Source organism: Actinomyces sp. Marseille-P3109 (assembly GCF_900323545.1).
GTDB lineage: Bacteria > Actinomycetota > Actinomycetes > Actinomycetales > Actinomycetaceae > Actinomyces.
This window is the reverse complement of record NZ_OOHN01000008.1, coordinates 1,137,848-1,160,910: the sequence shown is the minus strand read 5'-3', so window position 1 is coordinate 1,160,910 and position 23,063 is coordinate 1,137,848. Positions and strand designations below refer to the sequence as shown.

General features: G+C 68.6%; 15 protein-coding genes. 6 read left to right on the top strand and 9 right to left on the bottom strand.

Going from position 1 to position 23,063, the window contains the following annotated elements; all coding sequences use genetic code 11:
- Positions 1 to 389: 389 nt before the first annotated feature.
- The 3 genes from sucB to BQ8008_RS05275 form a co-directional block, all read right to left on the bottom strand.
- Entirely contained in the window at positions 390 to 1,730 is a 1,341-nt protein-coding gene (sucB, locus tag BQ8008_RS05285; protein WP_108833108.1) for a 2-oxoglutarate dehydrogenase, E2 component, dihydrolipoamide succinyltransferase, read from the bottom strand.
- Between the two features lie 30 nt (positions 1,731 to 1,760).
- On the bottom strand, positions 1,761 to 3,134 hold the full coding sequence (lpdA, locus tag BQ8008_RS05280; RefSeq protein ID WP_108833107.1) for a dihydrolipoyl dehydrogenase: 1,374 nt from the start codon (positions 3,132 to 3,134) through the stop codon (positions 1,761 to 1,763).
- A 225-nt stretch (positions 3,135 to 3,359) separates the two neighbouring features.
- Positions 3,360 to 5,375: a leucyl aminopeptidase gene (locus tag BQ8008_RS05275; RefSeq protein ID WP_108833106.1), complete on the bottom strand. Its 2,016-nt coding sequence runs from the start codon at positions 5,373 to 5,375 to the stop codon at positions 3,360 to 3,362.
- Between the two features lie 21 nt (positions 5,376 to 5,396).
- Between BQ8008_RS05275 and BQ8008_RS05270 the strand changes: the two genes are divergently transcribed.
- Entirely contained in the window at positions 5,397 to 6,008 is a 612-nt protein-coding gene (locus BQ8008_RS05270) for a hypothetical protein (protein WP_108833105.1), read from the top strand.
- A 46-nt stretch (positions 6,009 to 6,054) separates the two neighbouring features.
- On the opposite strand, the gene BQ8008_RS05265 is transcribed toward BQ8008_RS05270, so the two are convergent.
- Positions 6,055 to 8,148 carry a chloride channel protein gene (locus BQ8008_RS05265; protein ID WP_108833104.1) on the bottom strand — a complete coding sequence of 698 codons (2,094 nt, stop codon included), beginning with the start codon at positions 8,146 to 8,148 and terminating at the stop codon, positions 6,055 to 6,057.
- The gene (locus tag BQ8008_RS05260; RefSeq protein ID WP_108833103.1) at positions 8,148 to 10,175 is read right to left on the bottom strand and encodes an alpha/beta hydrolase family protein; all 2,028 of its coding nucleotides are present in this window, start codon (positions 10,173 to 10,175) and stop codon (positions 8,148 to 8,150) included. The genes BQ8008_RS05265 and BQ8008_RS05260 overlap by 1 nt, the downstream gene beginning before the upstream one ends.
- 327 nt (positions 10,176 to 10,502) lie before the next feature.
- Here BQ8008_RS05260 and BQ8008_RS13905 point away from each other — a divergent pair, with 327 nt between their 5' ends.
- From BQ8008_RS13905 to pflA, 5 genes are all read left to right on the top strand, one after another.
- The gene (locus tag BQ8008_RS13905) at positions 10,503 to 10,625 is read left to right on the top strand and encodes a hypothetical protein (RefSeq protein ID WP_267896212.1); all 123 of its coding nucleotides are present in this window, start codon (positions 10,503 to 10,505) and stop codon (positions 10,623 to 10,625) included.
- Positions 10,612 to 12,660, top strand: a complete 2,049-nt coding sequence (gene dxs, locus BQ8008_RS05255) for a 1-deoxy-D-xylulose-5-phosphate synthase (protein WP_108833102.1) — start codon at positions 10,612 to 10,614, stop codon at positions 12,658 to 12,660. The genes BQ8008_RS13905 and dxs overlap by 14 nt, the downstream gene beginning before the upstream one ends.
- A 385-nt stretch (positions 12,661 to 13,045) precedes the next feature.
- Entirely contained in the window at positions 13,046 to 15,160 is a 2,115-nt protein-coding gene (gene pflB, locus BQ8008_RS05250) for a formate C-acetyltransferase (protein ID WP_108833101.1), read from the top strand.
- A 77-nt stretch (positions 15,161 to 15,237) separates the two neighbouring features.
- Positions 15,238 to 15,483, top strand: coding sequence for an autonomous glycyl radical cofactor GrcA2 (gene grcA2, locus BQ8008_RS05245; RefSeq protein ID WP_009406209.1), 246 nt, complete (start codon positions 15,238 to 15,240; stop codon positions 15,481 to 15,483).
- Between the two features lie 23 nt (positions 15,484 to 15,506).
- Positions 15,507 to 16,382: a pyruvate formate-lyase-activating protein gene (gene pflA, locus BQ8008_RS05240; RefSeq protein WP_108833100.1), complete on the top strand. Its 876-nt coding sequence runs from the start codon at positions 15,507 to 15,509 to the stop codon at positions 16,380 to 16,382.
- A 104-nt stretch (positions 16,383 to 16,486) separates the two neighbouring features.
- On the opposite strand, the gene BQ8008_RS05235 is transcribed toward pflA, so the two are convergent.
- The 4 genes from BQ8008_RS05235 to treY all read right to left on the bottom strand — a co-directional run bounded on the left by BQ8008_RS05235 (position 16,487) and on the right by treY (position 23,058).
- A complete protein-coding gene (locus BQ8008_RS05235; RefSeq protein ID WP_234415238.1) occupies positions 16,487 to 17,836 on the bottom strand; it encodes an HRDC domain-containing protein in 1,350 nt (449 codons plus the stop codon).
- Positions 17,833 to 18,438 carry a DUF3000 domain-containing protein gene (locus tag BQ8008_RS05225; RefSeq protein ID WP_442778220.1) on the bottom strand — a complete coding sequence of 202 codons (606 nt, stop codon included), beginning with the start codon at positions 18,436 to 18,438 and terminating at the stop codon, positions 17,833 to 17,835. Before BQ8008_RS05225 ends, BQ8008_RS05235 begins: the two co-directional genes overlap by 4 nt.
- A 157-nt stretch (positions 18,439 to 18,595) precedes the next feature.
- The gene (gene treZ / locus BQ8008_RS05220) at positions 18,596 to 20,383 is read right to left on the bottom strand and encodes a malto-oligosyltrehalose trehalohydrolase (RefSeq protein WP_108833099.1); all 1,788 of its coding nucleotides are present in this window, start codon (positions 20,381 to 20,383) and stop codon (positions 18,596 to 18,598) included.
- Positions 20,380 to 23,058: a malto-oligosyltrehalose synthase gene (treY, locus tag BQ8008_RS05215; protein WP_234415237.1), complete on the bottom strand. Its 2,679-nt coding sequence runs from the start codon at positions 23,056 to 23,058 to the stop codon at positions 20,380 to 20,382. Before treY ends, treZ begins: the two co-directional genes overlap by 4 nt.
- Positions 23,059 to 23,063 lie beyond the last annotated feature (5 nt).

The window sequence follows — 23,063 nt, the reverse complement described above, 5'->3', positions numbered from 1 at the left end:
GACCAGGGGCGTCGTGTCTCCTCACTTCTGAGGCGTTTGGGTGTCATGGCTTCTGAGACGCTCGCTTCGATGGAACCTCTGGCGGGTCTGGTCGTCCTGAAGACGGCGGTGAGCCGCTGAGGGCGGCCTCTCAGGTAGTAGGTGTCCACGCAGCGGACATGAACACCGCGCAGCCTCCGCAAACTGAGCGTGAACCCCAGAATTCCAAGGATGCACACTGGGCGCGTCGACGGTGGATCCGGCTCATGTCCGCTGAGTGGACACCCGGCCCCTCTTTTTGCCCCGCCTGGCTCCTGTTCTGGGACCTGATGCGTCTGGCAAACGACGAGCGGGGCCCCGCACCGTGATGGTGCGGGGCCCCGCTGACGGCTAGCGGGCCGGGCTCAGGTTCACAGACCCAGCTCGCCGCCGAAGTCGCCCTCCTCAAGGCGCTTCTTGACCGTCATGAGGTAGCGGGCCGCATCCGCGCCGTCCACCAGTCGGTGGTCGTAGGACAGTGCCAGGTAGCACACCGAGCGGATGGCGATGACCTCGCCGCCGTCGGCGTCCTTGATGACGCGGGGCTGGCGCTGGATGGCGCCCAGACCCAGGATCGCGACCTCCGGCTGGTTGATGATCGGGGTGTCGAACAGGGCACCACCGCTGCCGGTGTTCGTGATTGTGAAGGTCGAGCCGCTGAGCTCATCGGGGTTGACCTTGTTGTCCCGGGTGCGGGCAGCCAGATCATTGATGCGCTTGGCCAACCCGGGGATATTGAGGTCCCCGGCGTTCTTGACCACGGGCACGAGCAGGCCGCGCGGCGTGTCCACCGCGATGCCGACGTGCTCGACGTCGTGGTAGGTGACGTTCTTGCCCTCGATGGAGGCATTGATCTTCGGGTGGGCCTTGAGGGCCTCCGTGGCCGCCTGGACGAAGAAGGGCAGGAAGGTCAGCTTGGTGCCGTTCTTGGCCAGGAAGTCGTTCTTCGCGCGGGCCCGCAGCGCGGCCACCCGAGTCACGTCCACCTCGACAACGGTGGTCAGCTGCGCGGAGGTCTGCATGGAGTCGATCATGCGCTCGGCAATGACCTGGCGCAGGCGGCTCATCTTCTCCGTACGGCCACGCAGGGTCGTGTCCACCTCAGGCTTGGCCGAGGCCGGCTTGTCCGCAGCGGCAGGAGCGGGTGCCTGGGCAGCAGGGGCGGCAGCAGCGGCTGCGGCACGGGCCTCCTCGGCGGCCTTGGCCGCGGCCTCCACGTCCTGCTTGCGGATACGGCCGCCCACGCCGGTCCCGGTGACGGTGGACAGGTCCACGCCCTTGTCCCTGGCGAGCTTGCGAACGATCGGTGTGACGTAGGAGCCCGTGGCGCCCGAGCTCACCGGCGCTGCGGTGGCCGCAGGTGCCTCGGTCGCCGCCGGTGCCGGCGCTGGCGGGGCCGCAGGGGCCGGTGCGGGAGCGGGAGCCGGCGCCTCCGGTGCGGCTGCCGGGGCAGGTGCACCCGCCGGGGCCGCCGACGGGGACCCGATGATGGCCAGGACGGTGCCGACCTCGACGGTCTCGTCCTCGGGGACGCGGATCTCCAGCAGGACGCCGGATGCGGGGGAGGGGACCTCGGTGTCCACCTTGTCGGTGGCGACCTCCAGCAGGGGCTCGTCGGCCTCGACGGTGTCGCCCACGGCCTTGAGCCAGGAGGAGACCGTCCCCTCGGTGACGGACTCACCCAGAGCGGGCATCTTCACGGACTCGGACATTGCTGTCTTCCTTACTCTTGTCTAGCTGGATCAGCCGTGGTTGTGCAGCGGCTTGCCGGCGAGTGCCATGGCGGCCTCGCCGAGGGTCTCGTTCTGGGTGGGGTGGGCGTGGACCAGGGAGGCGACGTCGTTGGCGTCCGCCTCCCAGGACACCATCAGCTGGCCCTCTCCGACCTGCTCTCCCATGCGGGCGCCGATGGCGTGGAAGCCCAGGATGGGGCCGTCCTTGAGGGAGACGAGCTTGACGAAGCCCTGGGTCCCCAGGATCTGGCTCTTGGCGTTCCCGGCCACGTTGAACTCGGCGGTGGTGATGTTGTCCTTGCCGTGGGTCTCAGCAGCCTTCGCCTCGGACAGTCCCACAGAGGCGATCTCAGGTTCGCAGAAGGTGACCTTGGGGACCAGGACGTCGTCGACCGGAGTCGGGTCCAGGCCCGCGATCTTCTCCGCCACGACGATGCCCTGGGCGAAGCCGCGGTGGGCGAGCTGGACACCGGGGACGATGTCGCCCACGGCCCATACGCCGGGGACATTGGTGCGGCCGTACTCGTCGGCCAGGACGAAGCCGCGGTCCATGGAGACCCCGACCTCCTCATAGCCCAGGTTAGCGGTCGCCGGTCCACGGCCCACGGCGATGAGAAGGACCTCGGCCTCGTGGGTCTTGCCGTCCTGGGTGCGCACCGTGACGCCGCTGTCGTGGCGCTCGACCGACTCGAACATCGTGTTGGTGCGGAAGGCGATCTTGCGCTTGCGGAAGGCGCGCTCGAGCTGCTTGGAGATCGCCTCGTCCTCGTTGGGGACCAGGTGAGGGAGCCCCTCGATGATGGTGACCTGGCTGCCCATGGAGGCCCAGGCCGAGGCGAACTCGACACCGATGACGCCCCCGCCCAGGATCACCGCGGAGGCGGGGACGTGGTCCATCTCCAGGGCTTCCTCGGAGGTGATGACGCCCCCGGAGATCTCCTGCCCGATGGTCTTGGAGTAGGAGCCGGAGGCGAGGACCACGTTGCGGCCGGTGATGCGACGGCCGTCAACCTCGACGGCGTCGGCAGCCACCAGGCGCCCCCAGCCCTGGATCAGGTCGATGCCCCGTGAGGAGACCAGGCCCTCAAGCCCCTTGTGCATCCGCGAGACGATGCTGTTCTTGTACTTCTGGACACCCGGCATGTCCACGCCCTCGAAGGCGGCCTTGATACCGACCGTGGCGGCCTCGCGCACGGCGTCAGCGGTCTCGGCGGCGTGCAGCAGGGCCTTGGTGGGTACGCAGCCGCGGTGGAGGCAGGTGCCTCCCAGCTTGTCGGCCTCGATGAGGGCGACCTTGAGGCCCAGCTGGGCGCCGCGCAGGGCGGCGGCGTAGCCCCCTGATCCCGCGCCCAGGATGACCATGTCGTAGACGGTCTCTGTCACGAACTCACTCCTTGTTGGTTGGTCACGACGCCCTTATGGGGCGGCTCGGCACGGGGCCATTGTTCCACCTGAAGAGGGTATGCAGGAGCCCAGGGGCTGCTGTTTAGGGACTAGAGTCCCGAAAAAAGGGTGATACGCGTCACTGTATGTGGGTGATGCCTGCAACGAGCCGTGACGGAGACTGTGATATGAGACTCGGCGGCTCGTTGCAGGCCGGCAGAAGGCTCAGGAAAGGATGCTGACCTCGGCGGACAGTGAGCGGAGCAGCTCCACGAGGGTGGAGACCCCCATGCCGGTGCCGCCGGTCGGTGTCAGTCCCCACGGCGAGGAGTCGTTGTAGGCGGGCCCGGCGATATCGAGGTGCGCCCACGGCCGGTGTCCGACGAACTCGCGCAGGAACAGCCCGGCCGACAGCATCCCGCCGGCGCGAGAACCGACCTTGGTGTTGCGCAGGTCGGCGAAAGGGGAGTCCAGGGTGGCCCGGAGGTGCGCAGGCAGCGGCATCGGCCAGAAGGACTCTCCTGCCCGCTGGGCCGCGGCCACGACCTCCTCGCGAAGGTCCGGTGTTCCCATGACGGCGGCCACGTGATCGCCCAGGGCCACGATCTGGGCTCCGGTGAGAGTCGCCACGTCCAGGACGGCGTCCGGCTCCTCGGTCACGGCCCTGGCCAGGGCGTCGGCCATGACCAGGCGTCCCTCCGCGTCGGTGTTGGTGACCTCGACCGTCGTGCCGTCGAACATCGTGATGACGTCGCTGGGGCGCTGGGCGTCGGCTCCAGGCATGTTCTCGGCCAGTGCCAGCCAGGCGGTCACTCGGATCGGCAGAGCCAGGCGCGCAGCCGTCACAACAGCGCCCAGCACTGTGGCGGCCCCGGCCATGTCGGACTTCATCTCCGGCATGGAGGCGGCCGGCTTGAGGGACAGGCCTCCGGAGTCGAAGGTGATGCCCTTGCCGATGAGTGCCACGTGCTTGAGCCGGGTCGTGTCATCATCGCTCTCAGTCTCGGAGCGAGCATGGCTCGCGTCCTCACCGGTCTGCGAGGGAACCCACTCCAGGCGGACCAGGCGCGCCGGGTGCACCGAGCCCTGGGCAACGCCAAGAATCCCGCCGAATCCCTGCTCGATGAGAGCAGGGGCGTCCCACACCTCGACCCTGATCCCGGCCTCCTGCCCGGCGGATCGGGCCCTCTCCGCGAAGACCTCCGGGGTCAGGCGGTTGGGGGGCTCGTTGACGAGGTCACGGGTCAGGGCTGTGGCCTCGGCCAGTACGAGGGCGCCGGTCAGTGCCTCCTGCCCCTCCGGAGTATCGGACAGGGGTGAGACGATGGAGATGCTTTTCACAGGAGAGGTCTGCTTCGAGGAGGAGAGCTGCCCCGGCTTGTCCTCGTTCTTGGTGGCCCTCCAGGAGTAGGCCCCCAAGGCTGCTCCGTGCGCGACGGCGGCGAGCTGTTCCTCCGAGAGGGTGGGCAGCGCCAGGATCGCGGAATCGGTTCCGGCCAGCGCCCGGGTGGCACGCCCGGCGGCCCGACGCAGCAGCCCCGTCTGGTCGTAGCCCAGAGCGGCCTCGTCGTCCATGGTGACGGCAAGCGGATCGGTGTCGGCCCACCCCGTCCCGACGCCGACGACAAGAATCGTCGGCGGGCCGTCGTAGGTCGTGGTGCTCACCGACGACGAGGGGAGGCGCACTACGGAGTCCTGAGCGCCGGAGAACCCGAGGGAGGGCAGCAGGGCGACGAGCGCATCGATGTCCAGATCCTCCAGAGCGGTGCTGGAGGGCGGCCGGAGGCCCTCCAGGAGGATCTCGGGAGCCTCCGCCCCGTCCTTGCCCGGTGCTGCGGCCATGACGAGCACGTCGGCCACCGGGTTGGTGTCGGAGGAGGCGTCTGATGAGCTGCCCGACGCGGCGTCGGTGGTCCCGTCGGTCTCAGTGAGTGCCTCGGCGCTGTCGTCGTCCTGGTCGCCGGTGGCCTTGCGCCTCTGCGTGTCATCCTCGGGACTGTCAGTGTCCTGCGAGACGCCTGTGGCGCCGGGCTGCTCCTGGGCACCGGTGGTCTCAGAGTCCTGGGTCTCATCGACTGTGTCGACCTCGGCCTGATTGGTGAGGTCGGTATCCTTACGGTCGTCGTCCACCGAGGCGTGTGCGTTCAAGGATTTGGTCAACTTAATGGTGCTCACGTTGTGAATAGTAACGTTATGGCATCGGTTGGAGGCCGAGTTGGCACCGCGCGTGCCGGAGGTCATCACGTGGAAAGGTCGTTCCTCATGGACGAGCGCTCATCGGTACGCACGGTGCAGGACACCCGTCGTCCCGCCTACGGCTGGGGACGCATCCTGGTCGGCGTCTTCGCCGTCTTCGGGACGATAGTCCTCGTACCCTCCCTGGTGTCTCTGGTCCGAAACCCCGACGAGGCGCCTGCGGTGTGGTCCTTCAACCTCCTGGGAGGGGGCCTTTACATCCTTCTGGCCGTCTGCGTGGCCCACAACGGACGCCGGATGCGCAACATCGGCTGGATGTGCCTGGGAGCGCTGGCCACCATGGCCGTGCTCATCGGCGTCCTCACCCTGACGGAAACCCCGCCCACACCTGCCGACCTCAGCGTGTCGGTGTGGGCGCACTGGGGCAGGTCGAGGTGGTACCTACCTGTGATCCTCCCGATCGTGGCCGCTGCCTGGATGTGGATGTCTGACCCCCGACGCATCGTGGCCAATGCCGAACGCATCACCGAGCTGTCCGACACCCTCACCGAGAGCATCACCGAAAAGGCCCGTGCGGTTCAGGAGAGCCGCGGTCTCAAGAGCCCCCGGAGCAACGAGGACGGCCCTGGAACCGGTATCGCCACGGAGCGCGGTGACAGTAGCGGCGACGATCAGTGATGGATGATCGGCGGCTCATCGGTAGCTCTCGGTGACGGAGCCGCGGCTACCGGCGTCGCGAGTGAAGAGAGCCGCGTGAGCTGATCCGGCCGATCCGGCCGATCCTGCGCCGGGGAACGGGACGGGAGTACCACCGGTGCTGCAGGCGGGAGCCCAGCGAGGTGTAGGTGGCGGCCGCGGTGCGAGCCCGGGCCTGTACCTCGTAGATCCTCTCCACGACGATCCTTTGAGACACCCAGCCTGCCAGCTGCTCACCGGGCCGGTCTCTGCTGGAGCCCTCCACTGGGGTGACCACCGGCAGACCCTCCAGGCGAGTGCTGGTCAGGGCCTCGAGCACGTCGGTCGCCTCGGCCTCAGCCGTCAGGCGGGCAGTGACCAAAGGCAGGTCCGTCACCGTCGGTGACGGTCGGGAGCCGTCGCCGACGTCGTCAGGCTCCTCCTTGAGAAGCGCGTCGGTGAGCTGTGCGGCTGTGATGCAGCCGAGCAGCTCACCCATGAACCGTGGGGCGCTGCCAGCGTCAGTCTTCGCAGTTGTCTCGGCGCCGGACCCGATACCACTCTCGGTGCTCCCGGCGCCCTTGGACGTCGGTGCGGGGCCGTCGTCGTGAGCACCGCTGCGAACGTCGTGAGAACCGGTCCTCGTCCGCACGACGGGCAGGATCGAGACGCCGTGCCGGCTCATGAGGGCGGCCGCCTGCCGCACCGTCATCGTCTCCTCCACCACAGCCGGCGGTTCCACCATGATCCTGGAGGCGCGGGTACGCCCCATGAGCGTGGTGGTCATCGGGTCCTCAACATCCTCACCGCGGCGGCGCAGCTCCTCGGTGAACAGCGTCCCACGCGACAGGAAGCGGCTGGCGAAGGTGGCTAGCACCGTGGCCAGCATGAGGGGCAGCAGCAGCGCGTGCTGGCCGGTCATCTCGATGATGAGCAGGACCGCAGTCATCGGTGCGCGAGCCGCACCGGCGAACACCGCACCCATCCCGATGACCCCGAAGACCCCGGCTGCCGGGGCATAGGAGGGCGCGACCAGGGTCCCGAAGGCCGCGCCGAGCGTCCCCCCGATGAACAGGGATGGGGCGAACACCCCGCCGACGAACCCCATCCCGAGCGTCATCGAGGTGGCCAGCATCTTGCCCAGGCACAGGACGAGCAGCAGCACCAGGGTGTAGCGGCCCGCCAGTGCCCGGTTGAGCGTCGCCGAGGACTCCCCGTACATCTCAGGCAGGACGAGCAGGATGCCGCCCACCGCCAGACCCCCGATACCGGGACGCACCCAGATCGGGACGCCCAGTCGCTGCCAGGCGCGGGTCAGGGCGTCGAGCACGATGAAGCGAAGGCGCATGAAGCCGATGCCGACGCATCCGCCCACCACACCCAGGAGAGCGACCCATCCGAGCTGGGCGTCCCCGGATAGGTCCAGGTAGGGCAGCGACAGTGACAGGGTCGTCCCCAGAAGATGGTGGGACAGAACCGTCGAGGTCACACAGGCCAGGACGATGACGATGAAGGCATCCGAGCTGAAGCCCATGAGGACGACCTCCAGGGCGAAGAAGGCCCCCGCCAGCGGAGCGTTGAAGGCCGCCGCGATCCCAGCGGCAGTTCCGGCGGCAGCCAGGTAGCGGATCGGGAGCTTCGGCAGGCGCAGGCCCCGCCCGATGAGGCTTGCCGTCGAGGCGCCCAGCTCTGCGATCGGTCCCTCCGGACCCACCGAGCCGCCCCCACCGATCGTCAGAGCCGACGACGTCGTCACGGCCAGAGCTGGGAGCGGTGCCATCGTGCCGTCGCCGTGGCGCGTCGACCAGATGACGCCGGCCACCCCGTGACCGGTGGGCGTATGACCCAGCCGGGACATGACAGGACCCACGATGAGCCCCGAGAGCACCGGGGCCGCCAGGACGAACCAGGTGCCGAGCGCCGCCAGAGACCCGACCGAGGGCCCCATCGACTCCGTGTAGTCGTTGGCCCCGCTCAGCAGCCGGGACCAGGCGTCGATCCCCAGCCGGAACAGTACGGCCCCCAGACCCGAGGCGAGCCCTACCAGCACCGCCAGGATGTAGAGCCCGAGGCGATGATGACGGAAGAGGCTGCCCGCGCGCCTTGTCAGGGGCTGGGACAGCCTCTTCCAGGCATGATCCATCAGCGCAGGTTCTCCACCTTGACCATGAAGGTGTCCTCCTCACCGCGCCGCTCGGACCCCGAGCAGGAGCCGCCGATGTTCCACACCTGGCGGTAGAAGCTCAGCTCGGCCTCGTAGCGGCGCCGGATGTTCGCGGCCAGACGGAACCCGTGGCCCTCGCCCTGGAAGACCTCCAGGGCCACCGGCGCGCCGGCCTCCTTGAGAGCCTCGTACATGGCGGTGGCCTGCTCAGCCGGGACGATCGGGTCCTCCGAGCCCTGGATGAGCAGCAGCGGCACACTGATGTCCTCGATGTGGTTGATGGGGCTGCGCTCGTCCAGAACCGGGTCGTCAATGTCGTGGGTGCCCATGAGCTGGCCGATGTAGTGCGACTCGAACTTGTGGGTCGTGCGCACCAGCCTCTTGAGATCGGTCACCCCGAAGCAGGAGCTGGCGGCCGTGAACGCCGAGGAGCGGGTGATCGCCGACAGCACCGTGAAACCGCCGGCCGATCCGCCGCGGATCGCGATGCGGCGCGGATCCACGAGCCCGGCGTCCACCAGGTGCTGGACGCCGCTGACGCAGTCGTCGACGTCGTAGATGCCCCACTTGCCCTCGAGGGCCTTGCGGTAGCCGGTGCCGTAGCCCATGGAGCCGCGGTAGTTGACGTCGAGATAGGCGAAGCCCCGACTGGTCCAGTACTGGATGCGCAGGTCGTAGCCGGGCACGGCCGTCGCCGTCGGGCCGCCGTGGACGTTGACGATGAGGGGTGGCAGCTCGCCCTCGCCGCCCACGTGGGAGGCCGACGTCGGCGGGTAGTAGAAGCCGTGAGCGCTCGCACCATCGCTCGTGGGCCAGGAGACCGGCTCGGGGAAGGACACCCCGAGGCCCTCGGGCTCGAACTCACCCGAGCCGCGCAGCACCTGCACCGTGCTGTTCTTGACCTCCACGATGCTTGGCATCGTCATCTCGTTGGAGGCCAGCATGACGACGCGACCGGCGCTGGAGGCCACGTTGCCGATCGGCTGCCAGCCCACGTTCCACTCCTCGAGCTCGCCGTTGGCGAGCTTGATGGTGCCCAGGTGGGAGACCGCGTCCTGGGCCCAGGAGGCGATGATGTGGTCGGCGTCGAGTACGTCGAAGGAGTGCGGTCCCAGCTGCCAGGCCGGGGTGGTGAACGTGACCTCGGCCGGGTGCAGGGGGCGGGTGCGCAGCTTCTCGGACCATCCCGGACGGTTGGTGCCGCGCACCGGGAAGCCCTCGGTGCGATAGAGGTTCCAGAAGCCCGAGGCGTTCGAGCCATGAACCAGGTCGCACTCCTCGGTCCAGCGCGGCTCGGAGACCGAGTGCCCGTCACCGCCGTCCACCAGCGCCTGCTCGCCGATCGTCCCGTCCGGATTCAGGTCGCCCACGTGCAGGGAGGCGTTGTCCCACGGCATACCCGGGTGGTCCCAGGTGATCCAGGCCAGGTGCTCGCCGTCGGGCGAGAGCGTCGGGGCGACCACGAAGTCCGTTCCCGACACCAGCGTGAGCACACGCGAGTCGTCACGGGCGGCCGAGCCGTCCAGAGGAATCGCCACCAGGGTGTTGACCGCCTCGCCCTCGCCACGGTGGTCCTCGCGGACCGCGTAGACCAGGCCACGGCCCGTGTCGATCTCCAGGTCGCCATGACGCACGTCGCCGTAGATGGTCAAGGGAACCAGACCGCGCAGGCGGTGCGCCACGTCATAGCGGTACAGGCGCCCGTCCCCAGCATGGGAAACCACGATGATCCCGCCGTCGACGGCGTAGGCCCTTCCGCCGTACTCGTGCACCCGGGTACGCACGTCGACCAGCTCGTCGGCCGGCGTCAGCGGAAGCACCTCTCCGATCTGACCGTCCCCGTTACGGCGCAGCAGGACGTTGCGCCCTGCCTGCGAGGCGCGCTGCTCCACCCAGTAGGTATCGCCTCCGTCCACACGAACCTGGGACAGCAGAACCGTCCGGGTCGTGATCGTGCCTGGAGTGATGGGTGAGGGCCAGGTGCCGAAGGGGGCTGTGATGCTCATGGTTCCTCCTGGAAGGCTGTCCTGAGGGCGGTCGGGCGGTCGGGCGGTCAGGTGCGACGACGCCACGGACCGGCCGGCGCGAAGGGTTCCGACGGTCAAGGCATACAGTACGTGCTTATCCGTGACCCGCGTGACACGTGACTGTACGGCGGCCAGGACCGCCCTATGCTGAAGGCCAGCATGAGACCGGCATCGAGACCGGCATCGAGACCGGCTCGGCGATCGGCACGGAGACAGGCTGTGATACCGCCACCGAAGCGGTGACGTCAGGAGGAGTACCACCACCGCAGAAACATCATTGCGTGCCCACCGGCTACCCTTTCCCGGGTGCCTCCGCATCCTCTCATCCGCTCCACCAGCTCGGTGGCCGACGACGCACCACCGCATGAACGACACCTCACCACACTCGACATCACCTTCGACAAGGAGGCGCACCGTGCCAGCAGCTGAGCACACTGGTCGGCCCGCCAAGCAGGGCAAGGGCAGCCGAGCGCTTCTTTCCTCAGTGAGGAAGCCCGCCGACCTCAACCGCCTCACCAGCGACGAGCTGGTGGCGCTCGCGGCCGAGATCCGTCGCCACCTCGTCGCCTCGGTGGCGCGCACCGGCGGCCACCTGGGTCCCAACCTCGGTGTCGTGGAGCTGACGATCGCCCTGCACCGCACCTTCCGCTCGCCGCGGGACACCATCGTCTTCGACACCGGTCACCAGGCCTACGTCCACAAGCTGCTCACCGGCCGGCAGGACTTCACCCACCTGCGCGAGCGCGGAGGGCTGTCCGGTTACCCGTCGCGGGCCGAGTCCGTTCACGACGTCGTGGAGAACTCCCACGCCTCCACCTCGCTGTCCTGGGCGGACGGCATCGCCCGAGCCAACCACCTCCAGGGCCACGACGAGCGCCACGTGGTCGCCGTCATCGGTGACGGCGCCATGACCGGCGGCATGGCCTGGGAGGCCCTGGACAACATCGCCGACTCCTCAGACCGGCACCTGGTCATCGTCGTCAACGACAACGGACGCTCCTACGCCCCCACCATCGGGGGACTGGCCCACCACCTCGACGCGCTGCGCACGAATCCCGGCTACGAGCGCGTCCTGACCGGGGTCAAGCGCACGCTCCTGTCCCAGGGGGCGCCCGGCCGGGCGGCCTTCGACGCCCTGCACGGCCTCAAGCGGGGACTCAAGGACGTCCTCGTCCCCTCGGCCTTCTTCGAGGACCTGGGAATCAAGTACACCGGACCCGTCGACGGCCACGACATCACCGCCATCGAGTTCGCCCTCACCCGGGCCCGCGAGTACGCCGAACCGGTCATCGTCCACGTCATCACCGAGAAGGGGCGCGGATACACCCCCGCCGAGGAGCACGTTCCAGACCGCTTCCACGCCGTGGGCCAGATCCATCCCGAGACCGGGCTGCCGGTCGTGGCCGAGCGCTTCGGGTGGACCTCCGTCTTCGCCGAGGAGATCGTGTCGCTGGCGCGCGGCGACGAGCGGATCGTCGGGGTCACCGCTGCGATGCAGGCTCCCGTGGGTCTCCAGCCCTTGGCCGACGCCATGCCGGAGCGGGTCATCGACGTCGGCATCGCCGAGCAGCACGCGCTCACCTTCTCCGCCGGGCTGGCGTTCTCCGGGATGCACCCCGTGGTGGCCCTCTACGCCACCTTCCTCAACCGCGCTTTCGACCAGGTCCTCATGGATGTCGCTCTCCACCGCGCAGGAGTGACGGTAGTCCTGGATCGAGCCGGGATCACCGGCACGGACGGGGCCAGCCACAACGGCATGTGGGACATGGCGCTGCTGGCTCACGTCCCGGGCCTGCGCCTGGCGGCTCCCCGGGACGAGGCGACGCTGCGTGAGAGCCTGCGTCAGGCCGTGACCACCGACGACGCCCCCACGGTGGTGCGCTACCCCAAGGGAACTCTGCCCGACCCGCTGCCGGTGGTGCGCCGCCTCGAGCAGGTGGTTGATGACCAGGGCCTGCAGGACGAGGAGAGTGGGGAGACGGGGGAGGCGGATGCCTTCGACGTCGTCGACGTGCTGCTCGAGAGTCGGGGCACGGTGGGCGCGCCTCATATCCTCCTGGTGGGCGTGGGCGCCATGGCGGCTCAGGCCTGCGAGGCCGGACGGACCCTTCAGCAGGAGGGCCGCACCGTCGCGGTGGTGCACCCGCACTGGGTCATCCCGGCTCCCGATCCTCTTGTCCGGGCCGCAGCCGAGGCCGACGTCGTCGTCGTGATCGAGGACGGACTGGTTGACGGAGGCATCGGGTCCCAGCTGCGCGATGCTGTGGAGGACCACCAGGCCTCCCGTCCCGGTGAGGCAGGCTCCCCGGTCTTCCGTCGCATCGGCATCCCGCGTCAGTTCATCGACACCGCCTCCCGGGCCGAGCTGCTGGAGGACTTCGGCATGCTGGCGGCCGACATTGCCAGGACGGCGGCTACCGCCGCTGACGGCGTCGTGGCGGTCCGGGACCTTGGGGCCGAGTAGGCGTGCATCGGCGGTGCGGCGCGGCTTCTGGCGCGCTCGTTGTCGACCATGCAGCCGACCGCCACTGGGACACCTGTCCTAATCTTTGTGATAGGCCGACAGCCTGCGGGCGTGCTCCCGTTCGCCGATATCGTCGAAGGTAGAGCGACGTTGTTTTCGGGCGACGATCATCTTTCCGAACGGTAGCGATAGGGACCTATGTCCTAGTTTGGGGTGGTGTTGATCGGCCTGTGAGTCATCACACCGGCTCTTCTTGGGACCAGTGGCCCACAAGGCCTCGCCGGAGTTCTACTCTGAGAGTGACGGCGCGCCGATGTGCCGCCTCGCCTCACAAGGGCGACAACAACCGGGTGGCTCTCCGGTCACCCACACGAGGAGGGCACGGATGACCACTGAGGTCACAACATCTGCCACCACGGTGAGCGGCAATGACGCCTGGGAGGGCTTCGTTACCGGACCGTGGACCGAGGACATTGACGTCCGCGACTTCATCCAGCGTAACTACACCCCCTACGAGGGTGACGCCTCGTTCCTCGCGGGCGCCACGGACAAGACCCTGCGCCTGTGGGACACCCTGGAGAAGGACTACCTCTCCGAGGAGCGCAAGGTCCGCATCCTTGACGTCGACACCCACACTCCCGCTGACATCGACGCCTTCCCTGCCGGCTACATCAGCGAGGACGACGACGTCATCGTTGGCCTGCAGACGGATTCCCCGCTGCGTCGCGCCATGATGCCCAACGGTGGCTGGCGCATGGTGGAGACCGCGATCAAGGAGGCGGGCAAGGAGGTCGACCCCGAGGTCAAGAAGATCTTCACCCGCTACCGCAAGACCCACAACGACGCGGTCTTCGACATCTACACCCCGCGCATCCGTGCGGCGCGCTCCAGCCACATCATCACCGGTCTGCCCGACGCCTACGGCCGCGGTCGCATCATCGGCGACTACCGCCGGGTGGCGCTCTACGGTGCCGACTTCCTCATTGAGGAGAAGCAGAGGGCCAAGGACGCCGTGGCGGACAAACCCTTCTCCGAGCACTGGGCCCGCTACCGCGAGGAGCACTCCGAGCAGATCAAGGCCCTCAAGAAGCTCAAGGTCATGGCCGCCTCCTACGGCTACGACATCTCCGGCCCGGCCAAGAACGCCCACGAGGCGGTCCAGTGGACCTACTTCGCCTACCTGGCCTCCGTGAAGTCCCAGGACGGTGCCGCCATGAGCATCGGCCGTCTCTCCGGCTTCCTGGACATCTACTTCGAGAGGGACCTGCGCAACGGCGTCATCGATGAGAGCCGAGCCCAGGAGCTCATCGACAACATCGTCATGAAGCTGCGCATCACGCGCTTCCTGCGCACCATCGACTACGACCAGATCTTCTCCGGTGACCCCTACTGGGCCACCTGGTCCGACGCCGGCTTCGGCGAGGACGGTCGCTCCCTGGTCACCAAGACCTCCTTCCGTCTGCTGCAGACCCTGCGCAACCTCGGTCCCGCCCCGGAGCCGAACATCACGATCTTCTGGGACGAGAACCTGCCGCAGGGCTACAAGGACTTCTGCGCCCTGATCTCGATCACGACCTCCTCCATCCAGTACGAGGCCGACGAGCAGATCCGTGACCACTGGGGCGACGACGCCGCGATCGCCTGCTGCGTGTCCCCGATGCGCGTGGGTAAGCAGATGCAGTTCTTCGGCGCCCGCGTCAACTCCGCCAAGGCCCTGCTCTACGCCATCAACGGCGGTCGCGACGAGATGACCGGCAAGCAGGTCGTCTCCGGTCTGCCCGGTATCGAGGGCGACGGCCCCCTCGACTTCGACGAGGTGTGGGACAAGTACGAGAAGATGCTGGACTGGGTGGTGGCCACCTACGTCGAGGCCCTCAACATCATCCACTACTGCCATGACCGTTACGCCTACGAGTCCATCGAGATGGCGCTGCACGACTCCGACATCGTGCGCACCATGGGCTGCGGCATCGCCGGCCTGTCGATCGTGGCCGACTCCCTGGCTGCCATCAAGTACGCCAAGGTCACCCCGGTGCGTGATGAGACCGGCCTGGTGGTCGACTATGTCACCGAGGGCGACTTCCCGATCTACGGCAACGACGATGACCGCGCCGACGACATCGCAGCCACCGTGGTCCACACGATCATGTCGAAGATCAAGGCTCAGCCCTTCTACCGGGACGCCATCCCGACCCAGTCGGTGCTGACGATCACCTCCAACGTCGTCTACGGCAAGGCCACGGGCTCCTTCCCCTCGGGTCACCAGAAGGGCACCCCCTTCTCGCCCGGCGCCAACCCGGAGAACGGGATGGACACCCACGGCATGGTCGCCTCGATGCTCAGCGTTGGCAAGCTCGACTACAACGACGCCCTGGACGGCATCTCGCTGACCAACACGATCACCCCGCAGGGTCTGGGCCGTACGCTCGATGAGCGCGTCGCCAACCTCGTGGGCATCCTCGACGCCGGATTCGTTCCCGACGACTGCGCCGAGATCTGATCCAGCCGGCTTCCCCGGCTGATCACACCGCAGCAACCTCTCACACATCGATAACATCACCTCAGAAAGGGGCCACCATGGCCACGTATGAAGAGCGCCTCGCCTCCATGAAGGCGCAGCGTCAGGACAACGGCGGCGTCAAGGGCCTGTACCACGCCAACATCAACGTCCTGGACCGCAACACCCTCGAGGACGCGATGGAGCACCCGGAGAACTACCCGAACCTCACGGTCCGCGTCTCCGGCTACGCCGTCAACTTCGTCAAGCTGACTCGCGAGCAGCAGCTTGACGTGCTCCACCGCACCTTCCACTCCCAGGCCTGAGCCCTGGAGCACGGCGAGCGGTCATGACGCAGACCACGACGACCGTGCGCGACGGCGGTCGGGACCAGGACTTCCTGGCCCCGGCCGCCCGTTTGCGCGGGGCGGGTATCGGCGGGCTCGAGGAGCTGACGGATCTTCAGCGCTCTGAGCGCCTGGCCCGGATGCGGGCCGGTGAGTTGGGCTCGATCCACTCCTGGGAGCTCGTCACCGCGGTGGATGGTCCCGGTACCCGGATGACCGTCTTCCTCAACGGATGCCCCCTGCGGTGTCTGTACTGCCACAACCCCGATACCTTCCTCATGAAGGACGGCGAGCCGGTTGAGGCCTCGGAGCTTCTCCGTCGTATGCGCCGCTACCGGGGGGTGTTCCGTGCGTCCAAGGGCGGTATCACGCTGTCAGGCGGCGAGGTTCTCATGCAGCCGGCCTTCGCGGGCAAGCTCCTGGCCGGTGCGAAGAAGATGGGGATCCACACGTGCATCGACACCTCGGGGTTCCTGGGAGCCAATGCCAGCGATGAGATGCTCGACAACATCGACCTGGTGCTCCTCGACGTCAAGAGCGGTGATGAGGAGACCTACAAGAAGGTGACGGGACGCTCCCTCGCCCCGACGATCACCTTCGGTGACCGGCTGGCGGCCAAGGGAATCGAGATCTGGGCCCGGTTCGTCCTGGTCCCGGACCTCACTGACGACCCCGAGAACGTCCACAACGTGGCCCGCATCATTGAGCGCTGGGGCTCGGTCAGCCGTGTTGAGGTCCTGCCCTTCCACCAGATGGGCACCGACAAATGGGATGCTCTGGGACTGAAGTACCAGCTGCGTGACACCAGGCCTCCGGAGCCGGAGCTTGTGGAGTCCACGCGCGCCATCTTCCGTTCCTATGGTTTCGAGGTTCACTGAGGCTCTCAGAGGCCGTCAGGTTGCACGTCCACGAGTCTGTGACGACGACGGGCGCCGTCCACCACCGAGGCGGACGGCGCCCGTCGTGTGTGCTCGAGGAGCGTTCAGCTCAGTGCTGTCGCTAGGGCGGGTGCTGCCTGGTCGATCTGCCATGGTCTGGCCCCCATGGCGGCCAGGCGCTCACCGATCTCCTGGGCACTGACGCCGCCGGTGCGTCCGGCCTCGATCTCCTCACCGAGGTCCCAGGCCAGACGGCGTTGGCAGCCCGGCGCCAGGAGCAGTTCCTGGGGGACATGGATGCCCTCGGCGCGCTGCCTGACGGCCCCGCGTACTCGATTGAACTGGTCGGCGGCCTCGGCATGGTGACGCTGCCAGGTGCGCGGGTGGGGAAGATCCTCGGGACCCATCGGGGCTCGGGTGGGGGGCAGCTCGTCGTCGGGCAGCTCCAGGGCGCGCTCAATGGCTCTCCACCAGCGCTCCTGGTTCTGGCGCGCCTGCCGGGAGGAGAACTCCTTGAGGCTGGTCATCTTGCGCCGCGATCGGGGTCGGGCGACGGCGGCGGCGATGAGAGCCTGGTGGGACAGAACCTTGGAGGGGGTCCGGTCGAGCTCTGCGGCCAGCTCCTCCCGGGACTGCCACAGCTCGCGCAGGATCGCGAGCGAGCGGGGGGAGCGCACGGCGCTTCCTGCTCGCGGGGTCTTGCGCCACGGGTCGAGCTTGGCGGGCCTGGCCGGCCTGGTCCGCACGTGCTCGAACTCCTGGGCGGCCCACTGCGCCTTGCCGGCCGCCTCGAGCTCGGCGGCCAGGGCGTGCCTGAGGTCGATGAGCAGCTCGACATCGAGAGTGGCGTAGATGAGCCAGGAGGTGGGCAGGGGCCTGGTGGACCAGTCGGCCGCCGCATGGTCCTTGGCCAGGCGCAGCCCCAGGGTCTCCTCGATGACAGCTCCCAGCCCGACGTGCTGGCGTCCCAGGAGCCGGGCGGCCAGCTCGGTGTCGAACAGGGAGGTGGCCCTCAGGCCGAGGGCGGTCAGGCAGGGGATGTCCTGGTCGGCGGCATGAAGGATCCACTCGGGGCCGTCGAGGGTGGTGGCCAGCTCTGTCAGCGGACCGCTGGTGACCGGGTCGATGAGGAGGGTGCCGACGCCTTCACGCCGGAGCTGGACGAGGTAGGCGTCCTGTCCGTAGCGGAAGCCTGAGGCGCGTTCGGCGTCAACGGCGACGGGGCCGCGTCCGTCGGCCAGAAGGTGGGCGACCCGGCTCAGGTCGGTGGGAGTACTGGTGATCTTGGGCAGACCGTCCCGGGGACGCGGGTAGTCGATGACGTCGTGGGGGCTGATGGGATGGTCCGTCGTCCCGGGGGGTACGGCTGGGCGGGGTACGGCCGAGGACGCAGATGGGCGGGGTACGGCCGAGGACGCAGATGGGCGGGAGGCGCCGGTTGCGCGGGTTGTCACCTGGCGACTCCGGCGAGGGTGAGCGGGTGGACCGCGGCCGGTTCGTGGCCGGAGGCGACCAGGAGGAGCTCGTGCCAGGCGGTCAGGTGGGGGCCGAGATGAGCGGACGTGGGTGTCCATGAGGCCCGGATCTCGGCGTGGGCGCAGGAGTCGGTGAGGGTCAGCCCGCCGAAGGTCTCGGACAGGACCCTGGTGACGGTTCCTACCAGCGCCCGGTACCCGGCTCGGGAGTCCTCCAGCCCGTCGGTGAGCCAGCTCCAGGCAGCGGACTCGAAGACGGGGTCCATGCCGACCTCGTCATCGATCCGGGCACGCGCCTGGACCACGATGCGGAAGTCTCCGTCCCAGGCGTCCTGACCGTTGGGGTCGTGGAGGACGACGAAGCGTCCGGTGGCGATCGGCGTGGTGCCGACCGCCTCAATGGTCTCCGCCGTCAGTGCGGCGGAGTAGGGCGCCAGCTTCTTGGGAGCGGGCACCTCCTCCATGAGGAGCCCTCGTGAACGGGGCGCGTTGCGAAGGGACAGGAGCGCTTCCTCGAATCGTTCGGGGATGACACCTGCCTCGTTCTGGCGCGGCCTGCCATTGATAGTCACGGATGCCACGCTAGTGCGCCACTGCGGCGGGCACACGAAGCCACGCCGCGCAGTGGGTTGCATTGTGCCATCGAGGTACCTGCCTTTCTGAACGGATGTGCATCTGTTGAGTCTCGGTGCGGCAGCGTGCGGCGTGTCGTGGTGGGAGGCCTCCTGATCCGCCTCGTCAGCGCCGAGCGATGAGTGTCTGTCCGTGGGACATGACCGGCTGGTCTGGATCGATCGTGTCCCAGGACAGGAGCACTGTCGTGAAGGCGGGAGCGGGGCGCTTCTGACCGGAGAGATTGGCTGCGACGACGATGTCCTCGTAGGTTACCGTGAGGACGTCATCGGTCTCGTCGATTTGGGGCCAGGCGGTGCGACGCGACCAGCCCAGCTCGCGTCGCAGGGCGGTCAGCGCGCGGTACCACGACAGCATGCGGGCGTGCCCGGGCTCGTTCAGCTCTGACCAGCGCAGGCGCGAGGCCTCAACGGTGCTGGGCGCCTGAGGGTCGGGGATCTCGTCGGCGTCCCAGCCGAAGCCGGCGAACTCCCGTACGCGGCCCTCGCTGACGCTGCGGGCGAGGTCGGTCTCCTCGTAGTCGGTGAAGAACTGGAAGGGGGTACGCGTGCCCCACTCCTCGCCCATGAAGAGCATGGGCGTGTAGGGGGACAACAGCACCAGGGCGGCGGTGGCCGCCAGGGCGGAGTCGTCGAGGCTGGTCGAGGGACGGTCGCCGACGGCCCGGTTGCCGACCTGGTCATGGTCGGAGCCGAAGACGACGAAGCGCCGGGGGTCGGTGGCCTCGGGCACGGGTGCTCCCCAGTCCCGCTGCCGGAAGGTGGACCAGGTGCCGTTGTGGAGGAAAGCCCGTCCATATGCCTTGGCCCAGGCGCCGGCCTCAGCGAAGTCCCCGTAGTAGCCCTGGGCCTCGCCGGTGAGCCGGGCGTGCAGGGCGTGGTGGACGTCGTCGGCCCACTGGGCGGTCATGCCCAGGCTCGGCATCTTGGCCGGTGGCGGCTCGTCGGTGGGAGTGATGACACCGACGTCGTTGAGGTCGGCCTCCGCCACCAAGCCCAGGGGGCGGCCCAGCTCAGCGGACAGGGAGGCCACGGCGTCGGAGAGCTCGGCCAGGACGTGCGCCTGGGGCGGGTCGGCGGCTGCGGCGTCGTCCTTGATCTCGTGGATGGCGTCCAGCCTCAGGGCGTCGACGTGGAAGTCCCGCAGCCAGCGCAGGGCGGAGTCGATGACGAAGGCACGCACCTGCTGGCTGCCGTCATGGTCGTAGTTGACGGCCTCGCCCCAGGGCGTGTGGTGAGCCCGGGTGAAGTACGGGCCGAAGACGCTGAGGTAGTTGCCCGACGGGCCCAGGTGGTTGTAGACGACGTCGAGGCACACGCCGATGCCGGCGCGGTGGGCGGCGTCGACGAAGCGGGCCAGGGCCTCGGGGCCTCCGTAGGCCTCGTGGACCGCCCACAGTCCCACTCCGTCATAGCCCCAGCCGGCCTTGCCGGGAAAGGCTGCCAGCGGCATGAGCTCGACGATGTCGACGCCCAGATCGGCCAGGTGACCCAGGCGGGAGATGGCGGCGTCCAGGGTGCCCTCCGGGGTGAAGGTGCCCACGTGAAGCTCGTAGATGACCGAGCCGAGCAGCTCCTTGCCCGCCCAGTCCTGGTCGGTCCACTGCCACGAGGCCGGATCCACTGTTCGCGAGGGGCCGTGGACGCCGTGAGGCTGCAGGGCGCTGCGAGGATCGGGGCGGTTCGGGGAGCCGTCCACACGGAAGGCGTAGTCGGTACCCGGCTCCAGGTCGAAGGGCGCGGTCCACCATCCTCCGGAGACCGGGACCATGCCGACCAGCCGGTCGTCCTCGGGCAGGTGCAGCTCCACGCTCCGGGCTGAGGGCGCCCACACCGGCACCCGTGGTCCCACGGGTAGAGCGGGAGAGGTCCAGGTCCGTGGCGTCGGGCTCATGGGGTGGCCTCCTCCGCGGACTGACCAGGCTGAGCGGTGTCGGCTGATGTCCTCGTGGGGACCTTGGCCAGGACGACGGCCGGCGCGTCTCCCACCACCGCGGCCAGGGGCTGGTTGCCGCCCTCCACGGTGCCGCCGTGCAGGACGTCCTCCCAGGTGCCGTCGGGCAGGACGACGCTCTCCTCGCGCCACCCGCCCAGCTGCTCGAGCCGCTCGGACAGGCGCCTGACGATGACGACGACGTCGGGCGCCTCGTCGAGCAGACGGGCGTAGGCGAAGGCGAAGGAGGTGGTCACCGGGATGGCCCGGTAGCCCGACCGGGGGCCGACGAAGGTGTTGGGGCGGGAGGCGCGCAAGCGCGCCAGGCGGGAGGTGAGGAAGAGCTTGTCCTCGTCGAGGTTGCGCGGAGTGGCGCCGGAGTCGAGGCGCTCCAGGGTGCTCATGAGGCCGGCGGGACCGGTGTAGTCGACCGCGCGCCGGTTGTCGGGGTCCACCAGGGAGGTGCGGGTGATCTCACTGCCCTGGTAGATGTCGCTCACCCCCATCCAGGTCAGGGCCAGAGCCTTGTTGGCGAGGACGGCGGTGCGTACCGCCTTGGCCGTCAGAGTCGCGAAGCCCTCAAGCTCACGGGTGACGTCCTCATTGCTCAGCAGGTGGGTGGCGTAGTCGGTCAGGGCCTGCTCGCGGGCCAGGTCCGGGGCGGTCCAGGTGGTCCAAACCTTCTGCTCCCGGGAGGCCTTGATGAGGTAGGCGTTCAGGCGCTCGGGATTCATGGGGTCGTGGCTGTCGGGCGCCCAGGTGCCCCACAGGGTCTGCCACAGCAGGTTCTCGCTGCGCCCGTCGAGGTCCAGAGGGCGGGCCTGCGCGGTCACGGCGCGCAGGCGGTGGACGAGATCGCTCCACTCGTCGGCGTAGGAGGCCAGGACGTCCAGGCGCGCGCGCACGTCCTCGCCGCGCTTGGTGTCGTGAGTGGTGGAGGTGACCATTGTGTCGGGCCAGGTGTTCTGGACCCGGTCCGCCCAGGCGTGGGCCTCGTCGGCGCTCAACGCGAATCCGGCCGGGTTCCCGCCGACCTCGGTGAGACTGGTCAGGTGGGTCCAGCGGTAGAAGGCCGTGTCCTCCACCCCCTTGGCGGTGACTGCCCCGCACACCTGCTGGAAGCGGATGACTGCCTCGGCACGCTCCGGGGCCTCCGACAGGCCCTCGGAGCCGACCGGCTCGCCCAGAAGGATCGCGACCACGAGGTCGAGTGTCTCGCCCTGGTCCGGCTCGAGGCGCTGTCGGGCGCGCTCGGCGTCGGCGTGCAGGACGGCGGCCGTCTCCGGGCTGGGCGGAGTACCCGGGACGACGTAGACCCGGTATTGATCGGCGGCCACGAGCAGCTCGACGACGCAGGCCCGCAGGTCGCGCAGTGTGTGGTCACGCAGACGAACGTCCTGCGAGGTCAACGATTCCAGGATGCGCGCCAGGCGGTCGACCTCCGCGGCCAGCGACCCGGCGATGACCTCCCGCTTGGCCTCCTCGACGATGCGGTCGTAGTCGACCGGTGCGTCACCGGTGAGCTCCTGCATGAGTGCGCCCAGTCGGGCGGCTCCGGCGGGGTCCACCTGAAGCTGGTCGATCCTCCAGGCGGCGTCGTAGCCGGTGGTTCCGGCCACCGGCCAGGATGTGGGCAGGGACTCGTTCGGCGCCAGGATCTTCTCCGCAGCGATCCACGATCCATCGGTGGCGTCAGCCAGCTGGGTGAGGTAGCCGCCGGGATCGGCCAGGCCATCCGGGTGGTCCACGCGCAGGGCGCTGATGGCACCGGCCCGCATGAGCTCCAGGATGAGGGCGTGGCTCCCGGCGAAGACGTCGGGATCCTCCACCCGGATCGCGGCCAGGGTGCCGACGTCGAAGAACCGCCGGTAGTTGATCTCCTCGTCACCGACCTTCCAGTAGGCCAGACGGTAGTGCTGACGCTCGACGAGCACGTGCATCGGCAGCGACTCGGTTCCCTGGGCGACGGGGAAGGCGTGGTCGTAGTAGCGCAGCACCCACTGCTCGCCCAGATCCTCCTGACCGGGGACCACCATCTGCTCCAGGGTGAGCTCCTCGTCGGCCAGGACCGCGCCGATGCGCTTGCCCAGGATCGGCATGAGGATGGGCTCGTCCAGGGAGAGATCGAACCAGGCGGCGTAAGGGGAGTCCGGGCCCTCGCGCAGTACCGACCACAGGGGAAGGTTGTGCCAGCAGGGGGTCGGCACCGCCATGTGGTTGGGAACGATGTCCACCACGACGCCCATACCGTGGGAGCCGGCTTCGGCAGCCAGGGACTCCAGCTGGTCGCGCCCACCCATGACGGCGCTGATGCGCCGATGATCGACGACGTCGTACCCGTGGGTGGACCCTGGGGCGGCGGTGAGGACCGGAGACAGGTAGAGGTCGGTGACCCCGAGGCTGGCCAGGTAGGGGACCAGCGCCTTGGCGTCGGCGAAGGTGAGGCCCGCTCCCAGCTGGAGCCGGTAGGTGGTCACCGGGGTGCGGTGCTCGGGCGCCGGCACGTGCCCCGACCAGGGGGCGTAGGTGGGGGTCTCCGCCGACTCCGCGGAGACAGTTGAATCCGCTGAGCCCCCTGAGCTCTTTCTATCCACTGAGTTCCCTGAATCCACTGCTGCGTCCAATGCGTCGGTCATGTGAC